Origin of the sequence: Mesocricetibacter intestinalis, from assembly GCF_004363295.1 — a bacterium.
Lineage (GTDB): Bacteria > Pseudomonadota > Gammaproteobacteria > Enterobacterales > Pasteurellaceae > Mesocricetibacter > Mesocricetibacter intestinalis.
The window spans coordinates 20,286-38,081 of record NZ_SNYQ01000007.1; the positions used below are offsets into that span (position 1 = coordinate 20,286).

The 17,796-nt window shown below is 47.1% G+C and carries 18 protein-coding genes; 10 read left to right on the plus strand and 8 right to left on the minus strand.

The genetic code is table 11. From position 1 onward, the window contains the following. Nucleotides 1-67 precede the first annotated feature (67 nt). The 3 genes from EDC45_RS08205 (at nucleotide 68) to argG (ending at nucleotide 3,297) form a co-directional block, all read left to right on the plus strand. Nucleotides 68-928, plus strand: a complete 861-nt coding sequence (locus tag EDC45_RS08205; protein WP_133545292.1) for a phosphoribosylaminoimidazolesuccinocarboxamide synthase — start codon at nucleotides 68-70, stop codon at nucleotides 926-928. A gap of 67 nt (nucleotides 929-995) precedes the next feature. Continuing rightward, the gene (locus tag EDC45_RS08210; protein WP_133545294.1) at nucleotides 996-1,850 is read left to right on the plus strand and encodes an SDR family oxidoreductase; all 855 of its coding nucleotides are present in this window, start codon (nucleotides 996-998) and stop codon (nucleotides 1,848-1,850) included. A gap of 115 nt (nucleotides 1,851-1,965) precedes the next feature. Continuing rightward, nucleotides 1,966-3,297: an argininosuccinate synthase gene (gene argG / locus EDC45_RS08215; RefSeq protein WP_133545296.1), complete on the plus strand. Its 1,332-nt coding sequence runs from the start codon at nucleotides 1,966-1,968 to the stop codon at nucleotides 3,295-3,297. Nucleotides 3,298-3,388: 91 nt separating this feature from the next. Here argG and EDC45_RS08220 read toward each other — a convergent pair whose 3' ends face one another. The 4 genes from EDC45_RS08220 to EDC45_RS08235 form a co-directional block, all read right to left on the minus strand. Beyond that, on the minus strand, nucleotides 3,389-3,856 hold the full coding sequence (locus EDC45_RS08220) for an Lrp/AsnC family transcriptional regulator (protein ID WP_133545298.1): 468 nt from the start codon (nucleotides 3,854-3,856) through the stop codon (nucleotides 3,389-3,391). A 104-nt stretch (nucleotides 3,857-3,960) separates the two neighbouring features. Next, complete coding sequence (locus EDC45_RS08225; protein WP_133545300.1) at nucleotides 3,961-5,478, minus strand: YfcC family protein; 1,518 nt, start codon at nucleotides 5,476-5,478, stop codon at nucleotides 3,961-3,963. A gap of 129 nt (nucleotides 5,479-5,607) precedes the next feature. Further along, nucleotides 5,608-6,537: a carbamate kinase gene (gene arcC / locus EDC45_RS08230; protein ID WP_133545302.1), complete on the minus strand. Its 930-nt coding sequence runs from the start codon at nucleotides 6,535-6,537 to the stop codon at nucleotides 5,608-5,610. 10 nt (nucleotides 6,538-6,547) lie between these two features. Further along, the gene (locus EDC45_RS08235; protein WP_133545304.1) at nucleotides 6,548-7,552 is read right to left on the minus strand and encodes an ornithine carbamoyltransferase; all 1,005 of its coding nucleotides are present in this window, start codon (nucleotides 7,550-7,552) and stop codon (nucleotides 6,548-6,550) included. A gap of 373 nt (nucleotides 7,553-7,925) precedes the next feature. Between EDC45_RS08235 and cmk the strand changes: the two genes are divergently transcribed. From cmk to yciH, 7 genes are all read left to right on the plus strand, one after another. Continuing rightward, on the plus strand, nucleotides 7,926-8,609 hold the full coding sequence (cmk, locus tag EDC45_RS08240; protein WP_133545306.1) for a (d)CMP kinase: 684 nt from the start codon (nucleotides 7,926-7,928) through the stop codon (nucleotides 8,607-8,609). Between the two features lie 101 nt (nucleotides 8,610-8,710). Then, nucleotides 8,711-10,357 (plus strand): 30S ribosomal protein S1, encoded by a 1,647-nt coding sequence (gene rpsA, locus EDC45_RS08245; protein ID WP_133545308.1) that lies wholly within the window; start codon nucleotides 8,711-8,713, stop codon nucleotides 10,355-10,357. Between the two features lie 150 nt (nucleotides 10,358-10,507). Continuing rightward, nucleotides 10,508-10,789, plus strand: a complete 282-nt coding sequence (locus EDC45_RS08250) for an integration host factor subunit beta (RefSeq protein ID WP_133545310.1) — start codon at nucleotides 10,508-10,510, stop codon at nucleotides 10,787-10,789. Nucleotides 10,790-10,922: 133 nt separating this feature from the next. Next, nucleotides 10,923-11,216 carry a LapA family protein gene (locus tag EDC45_RS08255; RefSeq protein WP_133545312.1) on the plus strand — a complete coding sequence of 98 codons (294 nt, stop codon included), beginning with the start codon at nucleotides 10,923-10,925 and terminating at the stop codon, nucleotides 11,214-11,216. Between the two features lie 2 nt (nucleotides 11,217-11,218). Next, nucleotides 11,219-12,412, plus strand: coding sequence for a lipopolysaccharide assembly protein LapB (lapB, locus tag EDC45_RS08260; RefSeq protein ID WP_133545314.1), 1,194 nt, complete (start codon nucleotides 11,219-11,221; stop codon nucleotides 12,410-12,412). A gap of 11 nt (nucleotides 12,413-12,423) precedes the next feature. Beyond that, the gene (gene pyrF, locus EDC45_RS08265; RefSeq protein WP_133545316.1) at nucleotides 12,424-13,128 is read left to right on the plus strand and encodes an orotidine-5'-phosphate decarboxylase; all 705 of its coding nucleotides are present in this window, start codon (nucleotides 12,424-12,426) and stop codon (nucleotides 13,126-13,128) included. After that, nucleotides 13,128-13,448, plus strand: coding sequence for a stress response translation initiation inhibitor YciH (yciH, locus tag EDC45_RS08270; protein ID WP_133545318.1), 321 nt, complete (start codon nucleotides 13,128-13,130; stop codon nucleotides 13,446-13,448). The genes pyrF and yciH overlap by 1 nt, the downstream gene beginning before the upstream one ends. A 91-nt stretch (nucleotides 13,449-13,539) precedes the next feature. On the opposite strand, the gene EDC45_RS08275 is transcribed toward yciH, so the two are convergent. The 4 genes from EDC45_RS08275 to EDC45_RS08290 form a co-directional block, all read right to left on the minus strand. Continuing rightward, nucleotides 13,540-13,887, minus strand: a complete 348-nt coding sequence (locus EDC45_RS08275; protein ID WP_133545320.1) for a SirB2 family protein — start codon at nucleotides 13,885-13,887, stop codon at nucleotides 13,540-13,542. Nucleotides 13,888-14,008: 121 nt separating this feature from the next. Next, complete coding sequence (gene rnb, locus EDC45_RS08280; protein ID WP_133545322.1) at nucleotides 14,009-15,988, minus strand: exoribonuclease II; 1,980 nt, start codon at nucleotides 15,986-15,988, stop codon at nucleotides 14,009-14,011. 94 nt (nucleotides 15,989-16,082) lie between these two features. After that, nucleotides 16,083-16,871: an SDR family oxidoreductase gene (locus EDC45_RS08285; protein WP_133545324.1), complete on the minus strand. Its 789-nt coding sequence runs from the start codon at nucleotides 16,869-16,871 to the stop codon at nucleotides 16,083-16,085. Nucleotides 16,872-16,981: 110 nt separating this feature from the next. Then, complete coding sequence (locus EDC45_RS08290) at nucleotides 16,982-17,737, minus strand: Nif3-like dinuclear metal center hexameric protein (protein WP_133545326.1); 756 nt, start codon at nucleotides 17,735-17,737, stop codon at nucleotides 16,982-16,984. Nucleotides 17,738-17,796 lie beyond the last annotated feature (59 nt).

Sequence of the window (17,796 nt, forward strand, 5' to 3'; positions counted from 1 at the left end):
CGATTGCTTTAAAAGTGCGGTATAATTTTTGCCGATTTTTCAGTAAATAAAACAAGGTACAAACATCATGGCAGAATTAAGTCTTAACAAAATCTATTCGGGAAAAGTGCGCGATCTGTATGAGATTGACGAGAAACGAATGCTGATGGTGGCAAGCGATCGCTTATCCGCCTTTGATGTGATTCTAGATGATCCTATTCCGGGCAAAGGCGAAATTCTTACCCGTATTTCCAATTTCTGGTTTAATAAATTGGCGCATATTATGCCCAATCATTTTACCGGCGACAGTCCCTATGACGTACTGCCGAAAGAAGAAGCGGACAGCGTAAAGGACAGAGCCGTCGTATGTAAGCGCCTGACACCGCTTAGAATCGAATCTATCGTGCGCGGTTATTTGACCGGGAGCGGTTTAAAAGATTATCAGCAAACCGGCACGATTTGCGGTTTGCGTTTACCGCAAGGCCTGGTTGAAGCCAGTAAGCTGCCGGAGCCGATTTTTACGCCTTCCAGCAAGGAAGAGGTGGGTAATCATGATATTAATATCAGCTATGCGGAATGCGAACGCCTGATCGGTAAAGAGTTGGCGGCACAGGTAAAAGAAAAAGCGATTGCACTTTATACCGAAGCGGCCCGATATGCCTTGAGCAAAGGAATTATTATTTGCGATACCAAATTTGAGTTCGGTTTGGACGAAAACGGAACCCTTACCCTGATGGACGAAGTGTTAACGCCGGATTCTAGTCGTTTCTGGGCGCTGGAAACTTACCGCGAAGGAACTAATCCGCCCTCTTTCGACAAACAGTTCGTGCGGGATTGGCTAAATGAGAGCGGTTGGAATAAACAACCGCCGGCTCCGAAAGTTCCTGCGGAGGTTATTCGTAAAACCGTTGATAAATATCAAGAAGCATTGGATTTATTAACGAAGTAGTAGGGGCTGCGGTGAATTTTGAGGTAAAATTCACCGCACTTTTGTTTATTCAATCAATAGGCAGGTTATGAGGTCGGTTTCGATAGTTGGATTAGGCTGGTTCGGTTATCCCTTGGCACGGGATTTACGTAATTTGGGTTGGGAAGTTAAGGGCAGTAAACGTACTCACGAAGGGGCGGAACAAATGCGCCTGAATCGCCTGGAGGCTTATCCCCTTGAGCTGACCCCGGAAATCAATGCGGATCCCGATGATTTGACGGCGTTGCTTTCCGTTGAAGCCCTGGTGATAAATGTACCGCCGAGCGAGTATTTTTTCGATTTGAATAATTATGTCGGAAGTATTCAGAATCTGGTTAACGAAGCTTTATTATGCGGGGTGGGGCATATTGTTTTTATTAGTTCTACATCGGTATTTCCCGAGTGCGAAGGGGTTTATTCCGAAGATACGCCGCCTCAGCCTACGACGGAAGTAGGCAAGGCCTTGCTGGCGATTGAAAACTGGTTGTTCGGTCTGGAAGATGTGGATGTGGATATTATCCGCTTCGGCGGCCTTATCGGCGATGACCGACACCCCGTACATTCTTTGGCCGGCAAACAGGATATTAGCGGCGGCAATACGCCGGTCAACCTGGTGCATATTGAGGATTGTTCTCGCGCCATTCAGTTATTGCTGGAAATTCCCGCTTACCATCGTCTTTACCATCTGGTTGCGCCTAAGCATCCGAGCCGGAATGAATATTATTGCGGTGCGGCACAAAAACTCGGCCTGGAAATACCGCACTTTATTTGCCGTGCAGAGGATCCGCAGCGGATTATTCGCGCGGATAAAATTTGTCGCGAACTGGATTTTGTTTATCAGTATCCGGATCCCAAGGCTTTTGTGCAGAGAGAAGAGAATTTTCCCCCTTCGGAGTTTGAGTAATGGCTCGGAGTAAGGCTGAAAAGTGCGGTTGAAAAGCTGTGGGTTTTCATTGATAATATATTGATTTTGCCCGGGTGCAAACGATTACGAAAAACAAATAAAATAAGGAATAATTATGTCAAACACAATCTTACAGCAGGTTCCGGTCGGACAGAAAGTCGGTATTGCGTTTTCCGGCGGGCTGGATACCAGTGCGGCATTGCTTTGGATGCGGCAGAAAGGTGCGGTACCCTATGCCTACACCGCTAATTTAGGGCAGCCGGACGAAGAAGACTATAATGCGATTCCGCGCAAAGCGATGGAATACGGTGCGGAAAACGCCCGTTTGATCGATTGTCGCGCTCAGCTGGCGCATGAAGGTATTGCGGCGATTCAGGCCGGTGCTTTCCATGTTTCCACCGGTGGTCAGGCTTATTTTAATACCACGCCGCTTGGCCGAGCGGTAACGGGAACCATGCTGGTTTCCGCAATGAAAGAGGACGGCGTTAATATCTGGGGCGACGGCAGTACTTTTAAAGGTAACGATATCGAGCGTTTCTATCGTTACGGCTTGCTGACCAACCCAAGCCTGAAAATTTATAAACCTTGGTTGGATCAACAGTTTATCGATGAACTGGGCGGTCGGCACGAAATGTCGGAATTCCTGATTGCCAACGGTTTTAAATATAAAATGTCGGTGGAAAAAGCCTATTCCACCGATTCGAATATGCTCGGTGCGACTCATGAGGCGAAGGATCTGGAGTTTTTAAGCCGCGGTATCCGTATTGTCGAACCTATTATGGGGGTACCTTTCTGGCGTGAGGATGTCGAAGTTAAAGCGGAAGAAGTCAGAGTACGCTTTGAGGAAGGGGTTCCGGTCGAGCTGAACGGTAAGACTTTCGATAACCTGGTGGAATTATTCCTGGAGGCTAATCGTATTGGCGGCCGCCACGGTTTGGGAATGTCCGACCAAATTGAAAACCGGATTATTGAAGCGAAATCCCGCGGCATTTATGAAGCGCCGGGAATGGCATTGTTCCATATCGCCTATGAGCGTCTGCTTAGTGCCATTCATAACGAAGATACGATCGAACAGTACCGGATTAACGGCTTACGTCTGGGACGCCTGCTATACCAAGGCCGTTGGTTTGATCCTCAGGCATTAATGCTGCGTGAAACCGCTCAGCGTTGGGTGGCGAAAGTAGTTACCGGCGAAGTGGTACTTGAACTGCGCCGCGGTAACGATTATTCGATTCTGAATACTTCATCGCCGAATATGACTTATCATCCGGAACGCTTGAGTATGGAAAAAGTGGAAAACGCGCCTTTTGATCCTATTGATCGTATCGGTCAGCTGACAATGCGCAACCTGGATATTACCGATACTCGTGATAAACTGGGCATCTATTCCAATACCGGTTTACTGGCGGTGAATAAAGATATGGCGTTACCGCAGCTGAAAAAATAGTTCTGGTTCCGCCATGGATTAGGGTCGTATTATTGCGACCCTTTTTGTTTTGTTGGATAAGAAAAGTGCGGTCAAAAAACGGCAAGTTTTTTTACAAGGGAAGTTCGGTGGTATTTTTTACGGTTTTCAGAATAACCTCGGATTTAATATTGCGAATACCCAGATCTTTGGTCAGATAAGTTTTTTTGCAGGCGTAGAATTCGTCCAGATCCGCCACCTGCAACTTCAGAATAAAGTCGAAATCGCCCGCCATTAGATGGCATTCGGTAACCTGAGGAATCAGCTTCATTTCAAAGATAAAACGTTCTCTCTGTTTAAGATCTTCTTCAAAGAATGAACCCATTACATATACGGTCAGATTGCAGTTGATTTTTTTCGGATTCAAAATAGCTACATACTTATCAATAATGCCTTTTTCTTCCAAAATATTCACTCGGCGCAAGCAAGCGGAATTGGAAAGCCCGACCTCCTGTGCCAGTTCGTTATTTTGCAGACGTCCCTTTTGCTGTAATGCTCGAAGAATCCGCGTATCAATATTATCCAGCACTTTGCCTCTCATGAACTACCTCTTGTTTCCCCTTCGTTATGCACTTTTATTATATGCGCTTCCCATGGTCAGACAAGGTTGTTGCCGATGAACTGTGATCTGCAACAACCTTTTTTTTAAGTGTAAAGCTGTACCTGAATGACGAGCAGAATCGATGCGATAACCAACAGCACCCCGATCATCGGCAACACGAATCTGACCCATTTATTAAACGGAATATGCAGCATTTGCAGGGTTACCAGCACCAGACCGGTCGGCGCCAGGAAAAGCATGGCGTATTGTCCCCAGTTGTAGGCGGAAACCACCATATGGCGCGGGATACCGACGGCATCGGCGAGGGGCGCCATAATCGGCATGGAAAGAACCGCCAACCCGGAAGAAGAAGGAACGAACAGGCCGAGGAAAATAAATACCACCAACTGGCCGAGGATAAACAGGGTAATCGGCATACCCGCCACCATATCGGACATATAGGCCAGAATGGTATCGGAAATCATACCTTCATCCAGTACCAGATTTACCCCGCGCGCCAGGCCGATAATCAGCGATACCCCGACCAGCTCCGAGGCGCCGGCGGTAAAGGAATTGACGATTTCATCTTCGGACAGTTTGGAAATAAACATAATGATAATCGTCAGGGTAAGGAAAGAAGCCGCCATTTGCGGGAACCACCAGCCGCCGAACATCACGCCCCAGATCATAATTGGGAAAGCGATGCAGAAGATCAGCAATATCAGTTTTCTTCTGGCACTGAATTCCAGATTTTGGCTCGGATCATAGTTTTTCATATAGCGCTGGATAAATTCTTCCCGTTCCTCATAGGTATAGGAAAAACTAGGATCCGCTTTCAACTTTTTACAATACCAGTAAAGATAGGCGATAACGGCGGCGGAACCTATCACCAGACCGACTGCGCGGAAGGCTATGCCCTCGGTAAACTGGATACCTGCGGCGTTGGAGGCGATAACCACCGAAAAGGGGTTGATGGTGGAAAATGCGGTTCCCATCGATGAGGCCAGAAAGATTGCACCGACACAGACAATCGCATCATAGCCCAGCGCGATAAATACCGGGGCCAGAATAGGATAGAAGGCGACCGCTTCTTCTTCAATACCGCAGGTGGTACCGCCGATAGCCATCAGTACGCAGACGCTGAAGACGATAAAGAACTCGTTTCCCTTGGTGCGTTTGGATAAGGCGGACAGACCGGCATTAAAGGAACCGGTTTTATTGATGACGCCGATCATTCCGCCGAGGACAAAGATAAACACCATTACATCGGCGGCTTCAATGGTGCCTTCCACCATACTAATGGCGATATCCTGCAGCCCTTTCGGATTTTGTTCCACCCGCTGATAAGAGCCGGGAACCGCAACGGGTTTACGAATTACCCCTTCGGTAAAATTGGACAGCTCTATTTTTATATTGAGCTGATCGAGAGATTCTTTTGTCGCCGGCAGGACTTGATCGGGTTGCTGATAACTTTTAACGATAAAATGATTGGCAGAGGGACTATAGGTTAGTTTGGAATAGGAACCGGCAGGAATAATCCAAGTGAGTCCGACGGCGATAATCAGTATGATAAATAAAATTGAGAATGCCGTCGGAAATTTAAAATGTTTCTTCGTTTTCATAACGAACTCCTTACGTATGCTCCGTACGCCGGATATATGGGAGGCGAGGGTATGCGGCTGAGAAGGCCGACCCTTAAGTTATCCTTATTGTTTCCGAATATATCCGAGCGTTATTAAATTTGAATTTTGTCAGTAATATTCGATATCCGCGATACTGGTGGTAATTCTTGTACCCGCTTTAGCTTTGACGATATCCACAATATCGGATAAGGAACCGATAACGGCTTCTTTGCCGGTGGTCTGCACAAAATTCACTGCGGCCTGAACTTTAGGTCCCATGGAGCCTGCGGCAAATCCCATTTTGCTGATGGCTTCCGGATTGGCTCTGGCAATGGCTTTTTGTTCCGGTTTGCCCCAATCTACAAATACGGAAGAAACATCGGTAGCGATAATAAACAGATCGGCTTCCAGATTTTCTGCCAGCAGCGCGGAGCAGAGATCCTTATCAATCACCGCTTCTACGCCTTGCAAATTGCCCAGATCATCATAATAGGTAGGAATACCGCCGCCGCCGGCACAGATGACGATACTGCCTTTTTCCAACAGCCATTTCACCGGACGTATTTCAAAAATCCGTTTCGGCAGCGGGCTTGGAACCACGCGCCGGTATTTATCGCCGTCCTGAGCGATGCTCCAACCTTTTTCCTGCGCCAGTCTTTCCGCCTCCTGCTTGGTATAAACCGGCCCTATAGGCTTGGTCGGATGTTGAAAAGCCGGATCGTTTTTATCCACTTCCACTTGGGATAATAAGGTTGCGAAAGGCACTTCGAAGGGAAGTAAATTTCCCAGCTCCTGCTGGATCATATAACCTATCATACCGATGGTTTCCGAACCCAACACGTCCAGCGGATAGGGCGAAACTTCTTTGTAGGCGGCGCCTTGCAGCGCCAGTAAGCCGACTTGCGGCCCGTTGCCGTGGGTGATCACCAGTTCGTTATTGGGATAAATTTTAGCGATTTGTTCGCAGGCGATACGCACGTTTTGTCGTTGGTTTTCTGCGGATAAAGGCTCGCCGCGCCGAAGTAGAGCGTTACCGCCCAATGCCACAACGATTCTCATATTCTCCTCCTCAGGCCAAACTTGCCACCATTACCGCTTTAATCGTATGCATACGATTTTCCGCCTGCTCGAAAGCAATATTCATAGGGGATTCGAACACCTCTTCCGTCACTTCGATTCCGTTGGCCAGTTCAGGATATTTTTCCGCAATCTGGCGGCCGACTTTGGTTTCGCTGTTGTGGAATGCCGGCAGGCAGTGCATAAATTTCACTTTTGGATTGCAGCTGCGCCGCATTAATTCCGGAGTTACCTGATAAGGCATCAGTAAGGCAATACGTTCGCCCCAGCTTTCAAGGGGCTCGCCCATAGACACCCAAACATCGGTATGCACAAAATCCACGCCCTGAACGGCGCTGTCGATATCGTCGGTAACGGTAATGCGGGCGCCGCTTTCAGCTGCAAATTTACGGCACATTTCAACCAGCTCGGCTTCCGGTAAGAGGGATTTCGGCCCGCAGATACGTACGTCCATACCTAGCTTGGCGCCGATCAGTAATAAGGAATTTCCCATATTATTTCGTGCATCGCCGATATATACGTAGCTGATCTGGCTGAGAGGTTTATCGCAGTTCTCAATCATGGTCAGCACATCGGCAAGCATTTGGGTCGGGTGGAATTCATCGGTTAAGCCGTTGAATACCGGCACCCCGGCATAGGCCGCCAATTCGTCTACTACGCTTTGCTTAAAGCCGCGGTATTCGATGGCGTCATACATACGTCCCAGAACCCGGGCGGTATCTTTCATACTTTCTTTATGACCGATTTGGGAAGAATTCGGATCTATATAGGTTACGCGGGCGCCTTGATCATAGGCGGCAACTTCAAAGGCGCAACGGGTACGGGTGGAGGTTTTTTCAAAAATCAGCGCAATATTTTTTCCTTGCAATTTAGGTTGTTCGGTACCGGCGTATTTCGCTCTTTTCAAATCTCTGGATAAATCAAGTAAATATTTGATTTCACGTTCGGAATGGTTAACCAGGCTCAATAAATGACGGTTTTTCAGATTAAATGCCATAGCGGCTCTCCTTTTGTGATTGGTTAAGGCAAGTGGTTTGCAAATCGATATCTTATCTGATTTCGTTATAAAGAATAACTGAAATAAATTGGAATTTGGTGCCTTTTTCCAGGGGTAATCCATAAAAATTAGAATAAAATTCTAATCATATTTCTATCAGTGAAATTTAATTTTAGGTTATTGCTTTAAAACGGGGCTTTTGTCTGAAAGGAAATATTTTATGCAGAAAATAGCCGCCTTTGCGACAGAAAAGAGCGGTGGTTTTTTCATGGAGTTTTTCCAAACTATTGCAAAAAGGCGTATTAGCTATCCCAAAGGCGCAGCGGCTCTGGTAGAATAACCCATTCGAGAATGTTTATAACGGTAATAAGAAATGAAAGAACAGATGATAATCACTGTTGACGGACCTAGCGGCGCGGGAAAGGGAACTTTATGTTACGCACTGGCGCAGGCGCTGGGGTTCGATTTACTCGACAGCGGTGCCATTTACCGGGTAACCGCATTGGCCGCATTGCAAAGCGGAACGGATACGGAAAACGAAGAGGCGCTGGCGGCATTGGCGCGCAGTTTGGATATTCGCTTTGTGCCTCAAAAGGGCGAAGTGGAAATATGGCTGAACGGCGCAAACGTCAGTGCGGCAATCCGTACTCAGACAACGGCGGATTGCGCATCGAAAATCGCTGTGTATCCCGCGCTGCGGGCCGCGCTTTTACAGCGCCAGCGCGATTTCGCTTGTGCCAAAGGGCTGATTGCGGACGGCCGGGATATGGGAACCGTGGTGTTTCCGCAGGCACAGGTTAAGCTGTTTTTAGACGCAACGGCGGAAGAAAGGGCAAAAAGACGCTATAAACAGTTGCAAAACAAAGGAATAAATGGTAACTTTGCGCAGATTTTAGCCGAGATAAAAGATCGTGACTATCGCGACAGAAATCGCGCGGTAGCTCCTCTAAAGCCCGCCGAAGACGCCTTGTTATTGGACAGCACCTCATTAAGTATTGATGAAGTTATCGCTCGGGCTCTTGCTTATATTCGTGAAAAAACGAATATTCAGGTTTAAAATTTTCGTTCGTTTATTCAGGGAAGAATAGACTTTTATTATCAGCCCCACTTTATATGGATTTTTAGTGGACGTTATTAACTAAATTTAGAAGATTAATTATGTCAGAATCTTTTGCTCAACTATTTGAAGAATCATTAAAAGAACTTGAAACCCGTCAAGGTTCAATCGTTAGCGGTACTGTTGTTGCCATTCAAAAAGGCTTTGTGCTGGTTGACGCCGGTTTAAAATCCGAATCCGCGATTCCGGTCGAAGAGTTTTTAAACGCACAGGGCGAGCTGGAAGTTCAGGTCGGTGATGTTGTGAACGTAGCTTTAGATGCGGTGGAAGACGGTTTCGGCGAAACCAAACTTTCCCGTGAAAAAGCGGTTCGTCATGAATCTTGGATCGAACTGGAAAAAGCTTATGAAGAACAGGCGACCGTTATCGGTTTAATCAACGGTAAAGTAAAAGGTGGTTTTACAGTTGAGTTAAACGGTGTACGCGCTTTCTTACCGGGTTCACTGGTAGATACTCGTCCGGTTCGCGATACTCTGCACTTAGAAGGTAAAGAGTTAGAATTCAAGGTGATTAAATTAGACCAGAAACGCAATAACGTTGTGGTTTCCCGTCGTGCGGTTATCGAATCCGAAAACAGCCAGGAACGTGAACAGATCCTTGAAAATCTACAGGAAGGTGCAGAAGTTAAAGGTATCGTTAAAAACTTAACGGACTACGGTGCTTTCGTTGATTTGGGCGGTGTTGACGGCTTATTGCACATCACGGATATGGCTTGGAAACGTGTTAAACATCCGAGCGAAATCGTGAATGTGGGCGACGAAATCACAGTTAAAGTACTGAAATTCGACAAAGATCGTACCCGCGTATCCTTAGGTCTGAAACAGTTAGGTCAGGATCCTTGGGTCGCTATCGCCGAAAATCATCCGGTGGGCAGCAAATTAAGCGGTAAAGTAACCAACCTGACCGACTACGGCTGCTTCGTTGAAATCCTTGACGGCGTTGAAGGCTTGGTACATGTTTCCGAAATGGATTGGACCAATAAAAACATTCATCCGTCTAAAGTGGTTAGCTTGGGCGATGTGGTTGAAGTCATGGTATTGGAAATCGATGAAGAACGTCGTCGTATTTCTTTAGGTTTAAAACAATGCAAACCTAATCCGTGGTTACAGTTCGCCGAAACTCATAACAAAGGCGACAAAGTTGAAGGTAAAATTAAATCCATTACCGATTTCGGTATCTTTATCGGCCTTGAAGGCGGTATTGACGGTTTAGTTCACTTATCTGACATTTCTTGGAACATTCCGGGCGAAGAAGCCGTACGTAACTACAAAAAAGGCGATGAAGTGGCTGCTGTAGTTTTACAGGTGGATTCTGCGAAAGAGCGTATTTCTTTAGGTATCAAACAGCTTGAAGAAGATCCGTTCAACAATTTCGTCGCTCTGAACAAAAAAGGTGCGATTGTAACTGCTAAAGTTATCGAAGCCGATGCTAAAGGCACTAAAGTTGAATTAGACGGCGGCGTTGAAGGCTATATCCGTGCTGCGGATTTAACTGAAGAAGTTAATGCCGGCGATGCGGTTGAAGCCAAATATACCGGTGTTGATCGTAAAGCCCGTATCGTACATCTGTCCGTACGCGCTAAAGATCAGGCTGAAGAAGCCGCAGCGGTTGCCAATGTGAATAAGCAGGAAGATGTTGCTATTCCTAGTGCGATGGCGGAAGCTTTCAAAGCGGCAAAAGGCGAATAATCACTTAATATTTGTCGAAGTATAACAACCGGCGTGTTTCAATACACGCCGGATTTTTGTATAATGCCTAGGCGGCGCTTAAGCGAAACAACCTAATTATTCTCGCTGGTCGAATCATTAGGTTGTTTTACTGAAACAAAGGATATCATCATGACTAAATCAGAGCTTATTGAAGCATTAGTACAGAAAAATCATTCGATTTCTGTAAAAAATGTTGAAAATTCGGTAAAAGAATTATTAGAGCATATGTCCGTTTCGCTGGAAAACGGCAACCGTATTGAGATTCGCGGCTTCGGCAGCTTCTCCTTGCACTTTCGCCAACCGCGTATCGGCCGTAATCCGAAAACCGGCGAGCAGGTTAAGTTGGAAGCGAAATGCGTCCCTCACTTTAAAGCGGGTAAAGAGTTGAGAGAACGTGTGGATTTCGCCTGAAATATGCCTTTGAGATAAAAAAACGACGCTTTAAGTGTCGTTTTTTTTGTTTATTTTTGGCATAATGCGAGACGGACTCATGTATTTACACTAAGCGGAATTATCGGGATTATTCCGTCCGGAGATGAATTTTATGCTTAAATATATTTTTAGTTTTGTGGTTGTGGTGGCAATTATTTTAGTGGCGATTACCGTGGGTGCCAATAATGATCAACTGATTACCTTCAACTATATTCTTGCTCAAAGCGAACTGCAATTATCTTCCTTAGTAGCGATTCTGTTCGGTTTCGGCCTGATTTTGGGCTGGTTTATCAGCGCGTTTTTCTATTTAAAACTGAAACTGAAAAATATCGCGCTGACCCGTCAGGTAAAACGTCAAACTCAGCAGATTAACGAATTAACGGTGAGCCGGGATAAGGCTGCCTAAGCATGCTTGAATTACTCTTTTTGCTTTTACCTATTGCCGCCGCTTACGGTTGGTATATGGGATACCGCAGTGCAAAAAAAGATCAGGACGATATCAGCAATAAACTTTCCCGCGATTATGTAACCGGGGTTAACTTTCTTTTATCCAATCAAACGGAAAAGGCGGTCGATTTATTCTTAGATATGCTGCAGAAGCAGGAATCGGAAAATGAAATCGAAAGCCGTTCGCAATTTGAAGCGGAACTTACTTTGGGTAATTTGTTCCGCTCCCGCGGCGAGGTGGATCGGGCGCTGCGTATTCACCAGGCACTGGATAACAATCCGAATTATAGTTTTGAACAGAAACTACTGGCAAAGCAGCAGTTGGCCAAGGATTTTATGTCGGTTGGTTTTTTTGACCGAGCGGAAAATCTGTATATTATGATGGTGGACGAACCGGATTTTGCTGAAGGCGCACTACAGCAACTGGCGATTATCTACCAGAAAACCAAAGAATGGAAAAAAGCGGTTAATGTGGCGGAAAAGTTGGCAAAAATATCGCCGCAGCAGAATAATATCGCACTGGCTCAGTATTATTGCGAATATGCGGCCAGCCTTGGTGCCGAAAGTAAGGAAAATCCTCTGGAGATTTTGCAACGGGCCTTGGCGGTTTCGCCGAATTGCGTACGCGCTTCCATTATGTTGGGCGATTTATTGCTGAAACAGGAAGATTACCCGCGCGCAATCGGGGTATTGGAAAATGTATTGAAACAGAATCCTAGCTATGTGGGAGAAATTCTGCCCGCCCTTAAAGCCGCCTATCAGAAGATGGCGCAGAATGATAATTTTGAATTGTTTTTAATCAGAGCCAGTCGGGAAAACCCAAATAGCAGCGTAGATCTGGCTCTGGCGGATTTAATTGCCGAAAAGGACGGGCGCAGCGCGGCTCAGACTCAGGTTTACCATCAGTTACAGTTAAATCCCAGCCTTTTTTTATTTCATCGTTTTATTCAGTACCAAATTGAGGGGGCTGAAGAAGGTCGGGGTAAGGAAAGTTTAATTTTATTACATAAAATTGTGGGCGAGCGAATTAAGCAAAGTTTTGATTATCGTTGTACCAATTGTGGTTATCAAAGCCATAAATTAATGTGGTGCTGCCCCTCTTGCCGTCAATGGGAAACCGTTAAACCAATTCGCGGATTGGATAACCAAGCGTAAGGAAATTAACTATGGATAACAGAATTATTGTGGCATTAGACTACGAAACCGAGAAAGAAGCGCTAGGGCTGGTGGATCAAATTGATCCGAGCTTATGCCGTCTTAAAGTGGGAAAGGAAATGTTTACCACGCTGGGTACGAATTTTGTCAAACAGCTGCATGAACGGGGCTTTGAGGTATTTCTTGATCTCAAATTCCATGATATCCCGAACACCGTGGCAAGAGCGGTGCGCTCCGCTGCGGATTTGGGGGTGTGGATGGTGGATTTGCACGCCAGCGGCGGTTTACGCATGATGGAAGAAGCGAAAAAAATTCTGGAACCCTATGGTAAAGACGCACCTCTGCTTATTGGGGTAACCGTATTAACCAGTATGGAGGATTTGGATTTACTGCAAATCGGCATTAATGCCTCTCCTTTGGAGCAGGTGATTCGCCTTGCTCATCTGACTCAGCGTGCCGGCTTGGACGGCGTCGTCTGCTCGCCGCAGGAAGTGGATATTTTACGTTCTCATCTGGGTAAAGAGATTAAACTGGTTACACCGGGTATTCGTCCGGTGGGAAGTGAATTCGGCGATCAGCGTCGGGTAATGACGCCGGCGGCGGCAATCGAAGCCGGCTCTGATTATCTGGTGATCGGCAGACCTATTACACAGGCGGAAAACCCGGCGCAGGTATTACGCTCGATTAATGCCTCTATTGCAAATTTGGGCGGCTGATGAGCGAGGATAATTTAGTTTATTCCACCGAACTGGGCAGAATTAAGCCTGTTCCGGCAAAAGCGGAAAGAGCGAAGGGCGACGGAATCGTAAGAATTCAGCGTCAGCTCAGCGGTCGTAGAGGTAATCCGGTTTGCATTATCAGCGGTCTGGATCTGGAAGAAAGCGAACTGAAGAAAATTGCCGCGGAGCTGAAAAAACGTTGCGCCTGCGGCGGTTCGTGCAAAAAGGGGAATATTGAAATCCAAGGCGATAAGAGAGATTTGCTGAAACAGCTACTGGAGCAACGGGGATTTCAGGTGAAATTTTCAGGCGGTTAATGGCCTTTACATATTCAAAAAATAAAAACTAAATATGCCGGATTATTCCGGCATATTTTTTGTGCCGGAATATCCGTTTTCCCCGCGCGGGTTAATGGTAGTAACCTAGAACGATGGCTGCGCTCAGTGCAATAACGGCGATAGCCAGGAAGGCCGGGTTCGCCTGCAACGCTTTTTTACTGAAAAATTTAGCCGCAAAGATAATATACAGAACAAGGCACAGGCATTTGGCCAGAATCCATAAAGGAAATCCTGCAATAAAGGACAGATACAGAATGATACCGCTGACCAACAGCAAAGTATCGCTTAAGTGCGGTAAAATTTTTAAGAGTTTTATTGCTCGCCAGTTGTGCCGGCTTAATTGCATTAAACCGCGCACTAATAATAAGGCCAGACTTAAAAATGCACAGGCGACGTGCAGATAAACGACTTCAAACATTTGAACACTCCTTAGTTAATTCGCCCGTAAAAGAGAAAGTGCGGTTTTTATTCGGCAGAGCAAGAGCCTACAAAAACTTGTTAAAAAATCACCGTACTTTACTGGTTATCCCCTTGGCGGTTTAAGGGGCAAGGCGCCCGATTAGGCTGCGGGTTTCTTCTTTTACTTCGGTGAGGCATACGCGCAGTTTATCACCGATTTTATACTTGCGTTCCCCTTTTATATAGAAGGCCAGTTCTTCTGAATTGGCTTCCATTTCCTCTTTTTTATCATGCAACGCAGAAGCCGGAATAAACAGGCTTGCACCGTTTTCCTTCAACTGGACGCGTAAACCGCCGCGACTGATATCCTGCACTTCCCCCTCAAAAATCGGCTGCTGTTCCGCCAAAGGGGCCAGGTAACGGCAATACAGCCAATCGGCGATATCCCGTTCGACCAGGCGGTTCTGGCGGCGGGCTTCTTGCAATCGGGCCAGAACTTCTTCCGAGGGTTGGGTATAGTCTTCAGCGCAAATAAAGGCTTTAATCAGACGGTGATTTACCATATCGGAATATTTGCGGATAGGTGAAGTCCAGGTGGCGTATTCTTCCAATCCTAAACCGAAATGAGGAGCGAGCTCCGCTTTAAATTCGGCAAAGGTCAGAAAACGGCGCAGACGGGCTTCCAGATAATCGTTCTCCAGCCCTTCAATATCATGGCGCATACGACGATAGCCTTCCAGCGTAGCAAGGTTTTCAGCCGAATAACGTTGCGTCAATTCATCGAGATTTTCAGCATCGGCCAGGTTGTTGAGCAGGAATTGCTGAACATTTTTCAGGAACTTTTTATCAAAGCCCGCATGGGTATTGAAAATACCGGTATGCAGATTCTGGTGTAAATAACGGGCGGCACAGATATTGGCGATAATCATACATTCTTCGACAATCTGATTGGCGCTACGGCGGAATTCCGCTTTAATTTCCGTTACTTTACCATTGTCGGCCAATACGAAGCGATAATCCGGTTTTTCCTTAAATAATAAGGCCTGGGTACGGCGTAATTCGGTGCGGGCCAGGGCAAACTGGTGCAAGCGGCGGATTTGTTGAGCGCTTTCTTCCTGTTCCGGCTGCCAGGCTCCCGCTTTTTCCTCCAGATAGTCGGATACCCGATCATAGCTTAGTTTCGCCTTGGAACAGATATTCGCCATGATAAACTGCGGTTTGGCATTGATCGCACCGGTTAAATCCGTTTCTATGCGACACACCAACGCCGGGCGAGTTTGATGAGGTTTTAGGGAACAGAGATCATCGGACAGCTCGCGCGGCAGCATCGGAATATCAAAACCCGGCAAATAGTTGGTGAAGCAACGCTGTCTTGCATCTTTTTCAATTTGCGAGTCAAGAGCGATATAGGCGGTGGGATCCGCAATGGCCACCGTTAATTTCCAACCCCTCTGCCGAGTTTCTTGCAAAAGGGGTTCGATATACAGGGCGTCGTCCATATCCTGCGTACTTTCGCTATCAATGGTAACGAAATGCAAGGCACTTAAATCTTCACGCTTGTGCTGTTCCAGCAGTTTATAATGTTCGGCTCCCTCTACCGGATAACGGGACTGCTCATGGCGGGCAAGGGTTACCCACCAAGGAGCGAATTCATCATCGGCACGGCAAATAAATTCGTTGATTTGGGCATAGAAAAAACGATCGTCGCGTAAGGGATGAGTTTTCAATGTCGCCACCACCCAGTCGCCGGCACCGAGTTCTTGTTGTAGGTCCTTGGCTTGGCTGGCGCCGATAGGCTGATTAATATTCGGATGATCGACCAGCACCTGCAGTTTATTTTCTTTGCCGAAACGGACACGAGCGATAAAACGTGTCAGCATCGGTTCGAGCAAGGCTTCCGGTTCCGCCTGCTTTTTATCGCCGAGGGTTTCTATGGTGGCGCTGATTTTATCGCCGTGCATCAGTTTTTTCATCGCCGGCGGCGGAATAAAAAAGCTTTCTTTATCGGTTTCAAGAAAACCGAAAGCCTTGTCGGTGCTTTTTACAATACCTTCCACGCGCGGTTTACTGGCATGAAGTTGTTGTTTTAGTTGAGAGAGCAGAGGATTGTTCTGAAACATTTTGATTCGCTATAAAAATAAGGGTGAGCCGGAGAGCCCACCGCAGAAAAAGTATGTGGGCGGAACGGGTTTATTCCGCCCTGATGCGGGATAATTATTCTTCGCCCAGTTCACCCATAGCGGTGATGCTGAAACCTGCATCGACGTGCAGGATTTCTCCGGTAACGCCGGAAGCCAGATCGGAGCAGAGGAAGGCGGCGGAATTACCTACGTCCTCAATACTGACGGTACGGCGCAATGCAGCGGTTTTTTCGAAAGCGGCCAGCATTTTCTTAAAGTTTTTAATGCCGGAAGCTGCCAGAGTACGGATCGGCCCGGCGGAAATCGCATTAACACGGATACCTTCTTTACCCAGATCCGCCGCCATGACGCGCGTAGCAGCTTCAAGAGAAGCTTTCGCCAGACACATAACGTTGTAGTTAGGAATCGCACGTTCTGCACCTAAATAAGACAGGGTCAGCAGCGCCGCATTCGGATTCAGCAACGGACGGGCCGCCTGCGCCATAGCCACAAAGCTGTAAGCGCTGATATCATGGGCAATACGGTAGCCTTCGCGGGTTGCGGCGTTTACATAATCGCCGTCCAGTTGATCACCGGGCGCAAATGCGATGGCATGGACGAAACCGTCGAATTTATCCCAATGTTTATTTAATTCGGCAAAGCAATGACGGATACTTTCGTCGGTGGCTACGTCCAGAGGTAATACGATGGAGGAGTTGAATTCTTTGGCAAATTCTTCCACCCGCGGTTTTAATTTATCGTTTTGGTAAGTAAATGCAAGTTCGGCTCCTTCGCGCGCCATCGCCTGTGCGATACCGTAGGCAATGGAACGGTTACTGGCCAGGCCGGTAACTAAAATACGTTTTCCTGTTAAGAATGCCATGTTATTTTCCTTTTGTTTATAAAAGCCTGCCGATTATACTCGTTTCGTACTTATTGAGCAATGAACCCCGGCTTTCCGGCCGCCAGGTCCGAGCCCTTTCCGATAAAAACTTAAGCCGGGTTATCAATATCTTTAAAGCACACCGCTAATCCGTATTTCTGCGCCAGCCATTGACCTAAGGCCTCGATGCCATAGCGCTCGGTGGCATGATGGCCGGCGGCGAAGAAATGGATCCCCTGTTCGCGGGCACTGTGCACGGTCTGTTCGGAAACCTCACCGCTGATAAAGGCGTCCAGTCCTTTTGCGGCGGCCAGATCAATATAGCTTTGACCGCCACCGGTACAAAGCCCTACTCGGCGGATCAGAGCCGGCCCGCCCTCGCAGATGGCCAGCGGTTCGCGTTGCAGCACGCGGCCGATACGCGCGGCAAAATCCTCGGCACTGAGGGGCTGCGGCAGATGGCCGTAGACGGGAATACTGGGGGAAGCCTCCTCCAGCGGATGTAAATCTTCAATGCCGAGCAGAGCGGCAAGTCGGGCGTTATTGCCTAATTCGGGATGAATATCCAAGGGCAAATGATAGGCATACATATTGATACCGGCATTCAATAGCGCTTTAATCCGTTTTCCCTTCATACCGCGGATACAGGGATTTTCATTTTTCCAGAAGTAGCCGTGGTGGACGATCAGCGCGTCGGCATTATGCGCTATGGCATAATCGATCAGAGCCTGGCTGGCGGTTACGCCGGTAACTATGCTGCGGATTTCGGCCCGACCCTCCACCTGCAAACCGTTCGGCGCATAATCGCCGATGGCGGCGCTGTTTAATTTTTGATTGATAATTTTTTCCAAATCGAAATTATTCATAGGATAATCCATACTGAGTTCGGTAAAGATGCGGATAATAGTAAAGGATTCGGCTTAGA

Bases quoted from the DNA above. Each gene is read 5' to 3' on its own strand.
- EDC45_RS08255 (WP_133545312.1), top strand. From the start codon at position 10,923: ATGCTTAAATATATTTTTAGTTTTGTGGTTGTGGTGGCAATTATTTTA.
- pyrF (WP_133545316.1), top strand. From the start codon at position 12,424: ATGGATAACAGAATTATTGTGGCATTAGACTACGAAACCGAGAAAGAA.
- EDC45_RS08275 (WP_133545320.1), bottom strand. From the start codon at position 13,887: ATGTTTGAAGTCGTTTATCTGCACGTCGCCTGTGCATTTTTAAGTCTG.
- EDC45_RS08285 (WP_133545324.1), bottom strand. From the start codon at position 16,871: ATGGCATTCTTAACAGGAAAACGTATTTTAGTTACCGGCCTGGCCAGT.
- rnb (WP_133545322.1), bottom strand. From the start codon at position 15,988: ATGTTTCAGAACAATCCTCTGCTCTCTCAACTAAAACAACAACTTCAT.
- yciH (WP_133545318.1), top strand. From the start codon at position 13,128: ATGAGCGAGGATAATTTAGTTTATTCCACCGAACTGGGCAGAATTAAG.
- EDC45_RS08290 (WP_133545326.1), bottom strand. From the start codon at position 17,737: ATGAATAATTTCGATTTGGAAAAAATTATCAATCAAAAATTAAACAGC.
- arcC (WP_133545302.1), bottom strand. From the start codon at position 6,537: ATGAGAATCGTTGTGGCATTGGGCGGTAACGCTCTACTTCGGCGCGGC.
- lapB (WP_133545314.1), top strand. From the start codon at position 11,219: ATGCTTGAATTACTCTTTTTGCTTTTACCTATTGCCGCCGCTTACGGT.
- EDC45_RS08225 (WP_133545300.1), bottom strand. From the start codon at position 5,478: ATGAAAACGAAGAAACATTTTAAATTTCCGACGGCATTCTCAATTTTA.
- cmk (WP_133545306.1), top strand. From the start codon at position 7,926: ATGAAAGAACAGATGATAATCACTGTTGACGGACCTAGCGGCGCGGGA.
- EDC45_RS08210 (WP_133545294.1), top strand. From the start codon at position 996: ATGAGGTCGGTTTCGATAGTTGGATTAGGCTGGTTCGGTTATCCCTTG.
- argG (WP_133545296.1), top strand. From the start codon at position 1,966: ATGTCAAACACAATCTTACAGCAGGTTCCGGTCGGACAGAAAGTCGGT.
- EDC45_RS08220 (WP_133545298.1), bottom strand. From the start codon at position 3,856: ATGAGAGGCAAAGTGCTGGATAATATTGATACGCGGATTCTTCGAGCA.
- EDC45_RS08205 (WP_133545292.1), top strand. From the start codon at position 68: ATGGCAGAATTAAGTCTTAACAAAATCTATTCGGGAAAAGTGCGCGAT.
- rpsA (WP_133545308.1), top strand. From the start codon at position 8,711: ATGTCAGAATCTTTTGCTCAACTATTTGAAGAATCATTAAAAGAACTT.
- EDC45_RS08235 (WP_133545304.1), bottom strand. From the start codon at position 7,552: ATGGCATTTAATCTGAAAAACCGTCATTTATTGAGCCTGGTTAACCAT.
- EDC45_RS08250 (WP_133545310.1), top strand. From the start codon at position 10,508: ATGACTAAATCAGAGCTTATTGAAGCATTAGTACAGAAAAATCATTCG.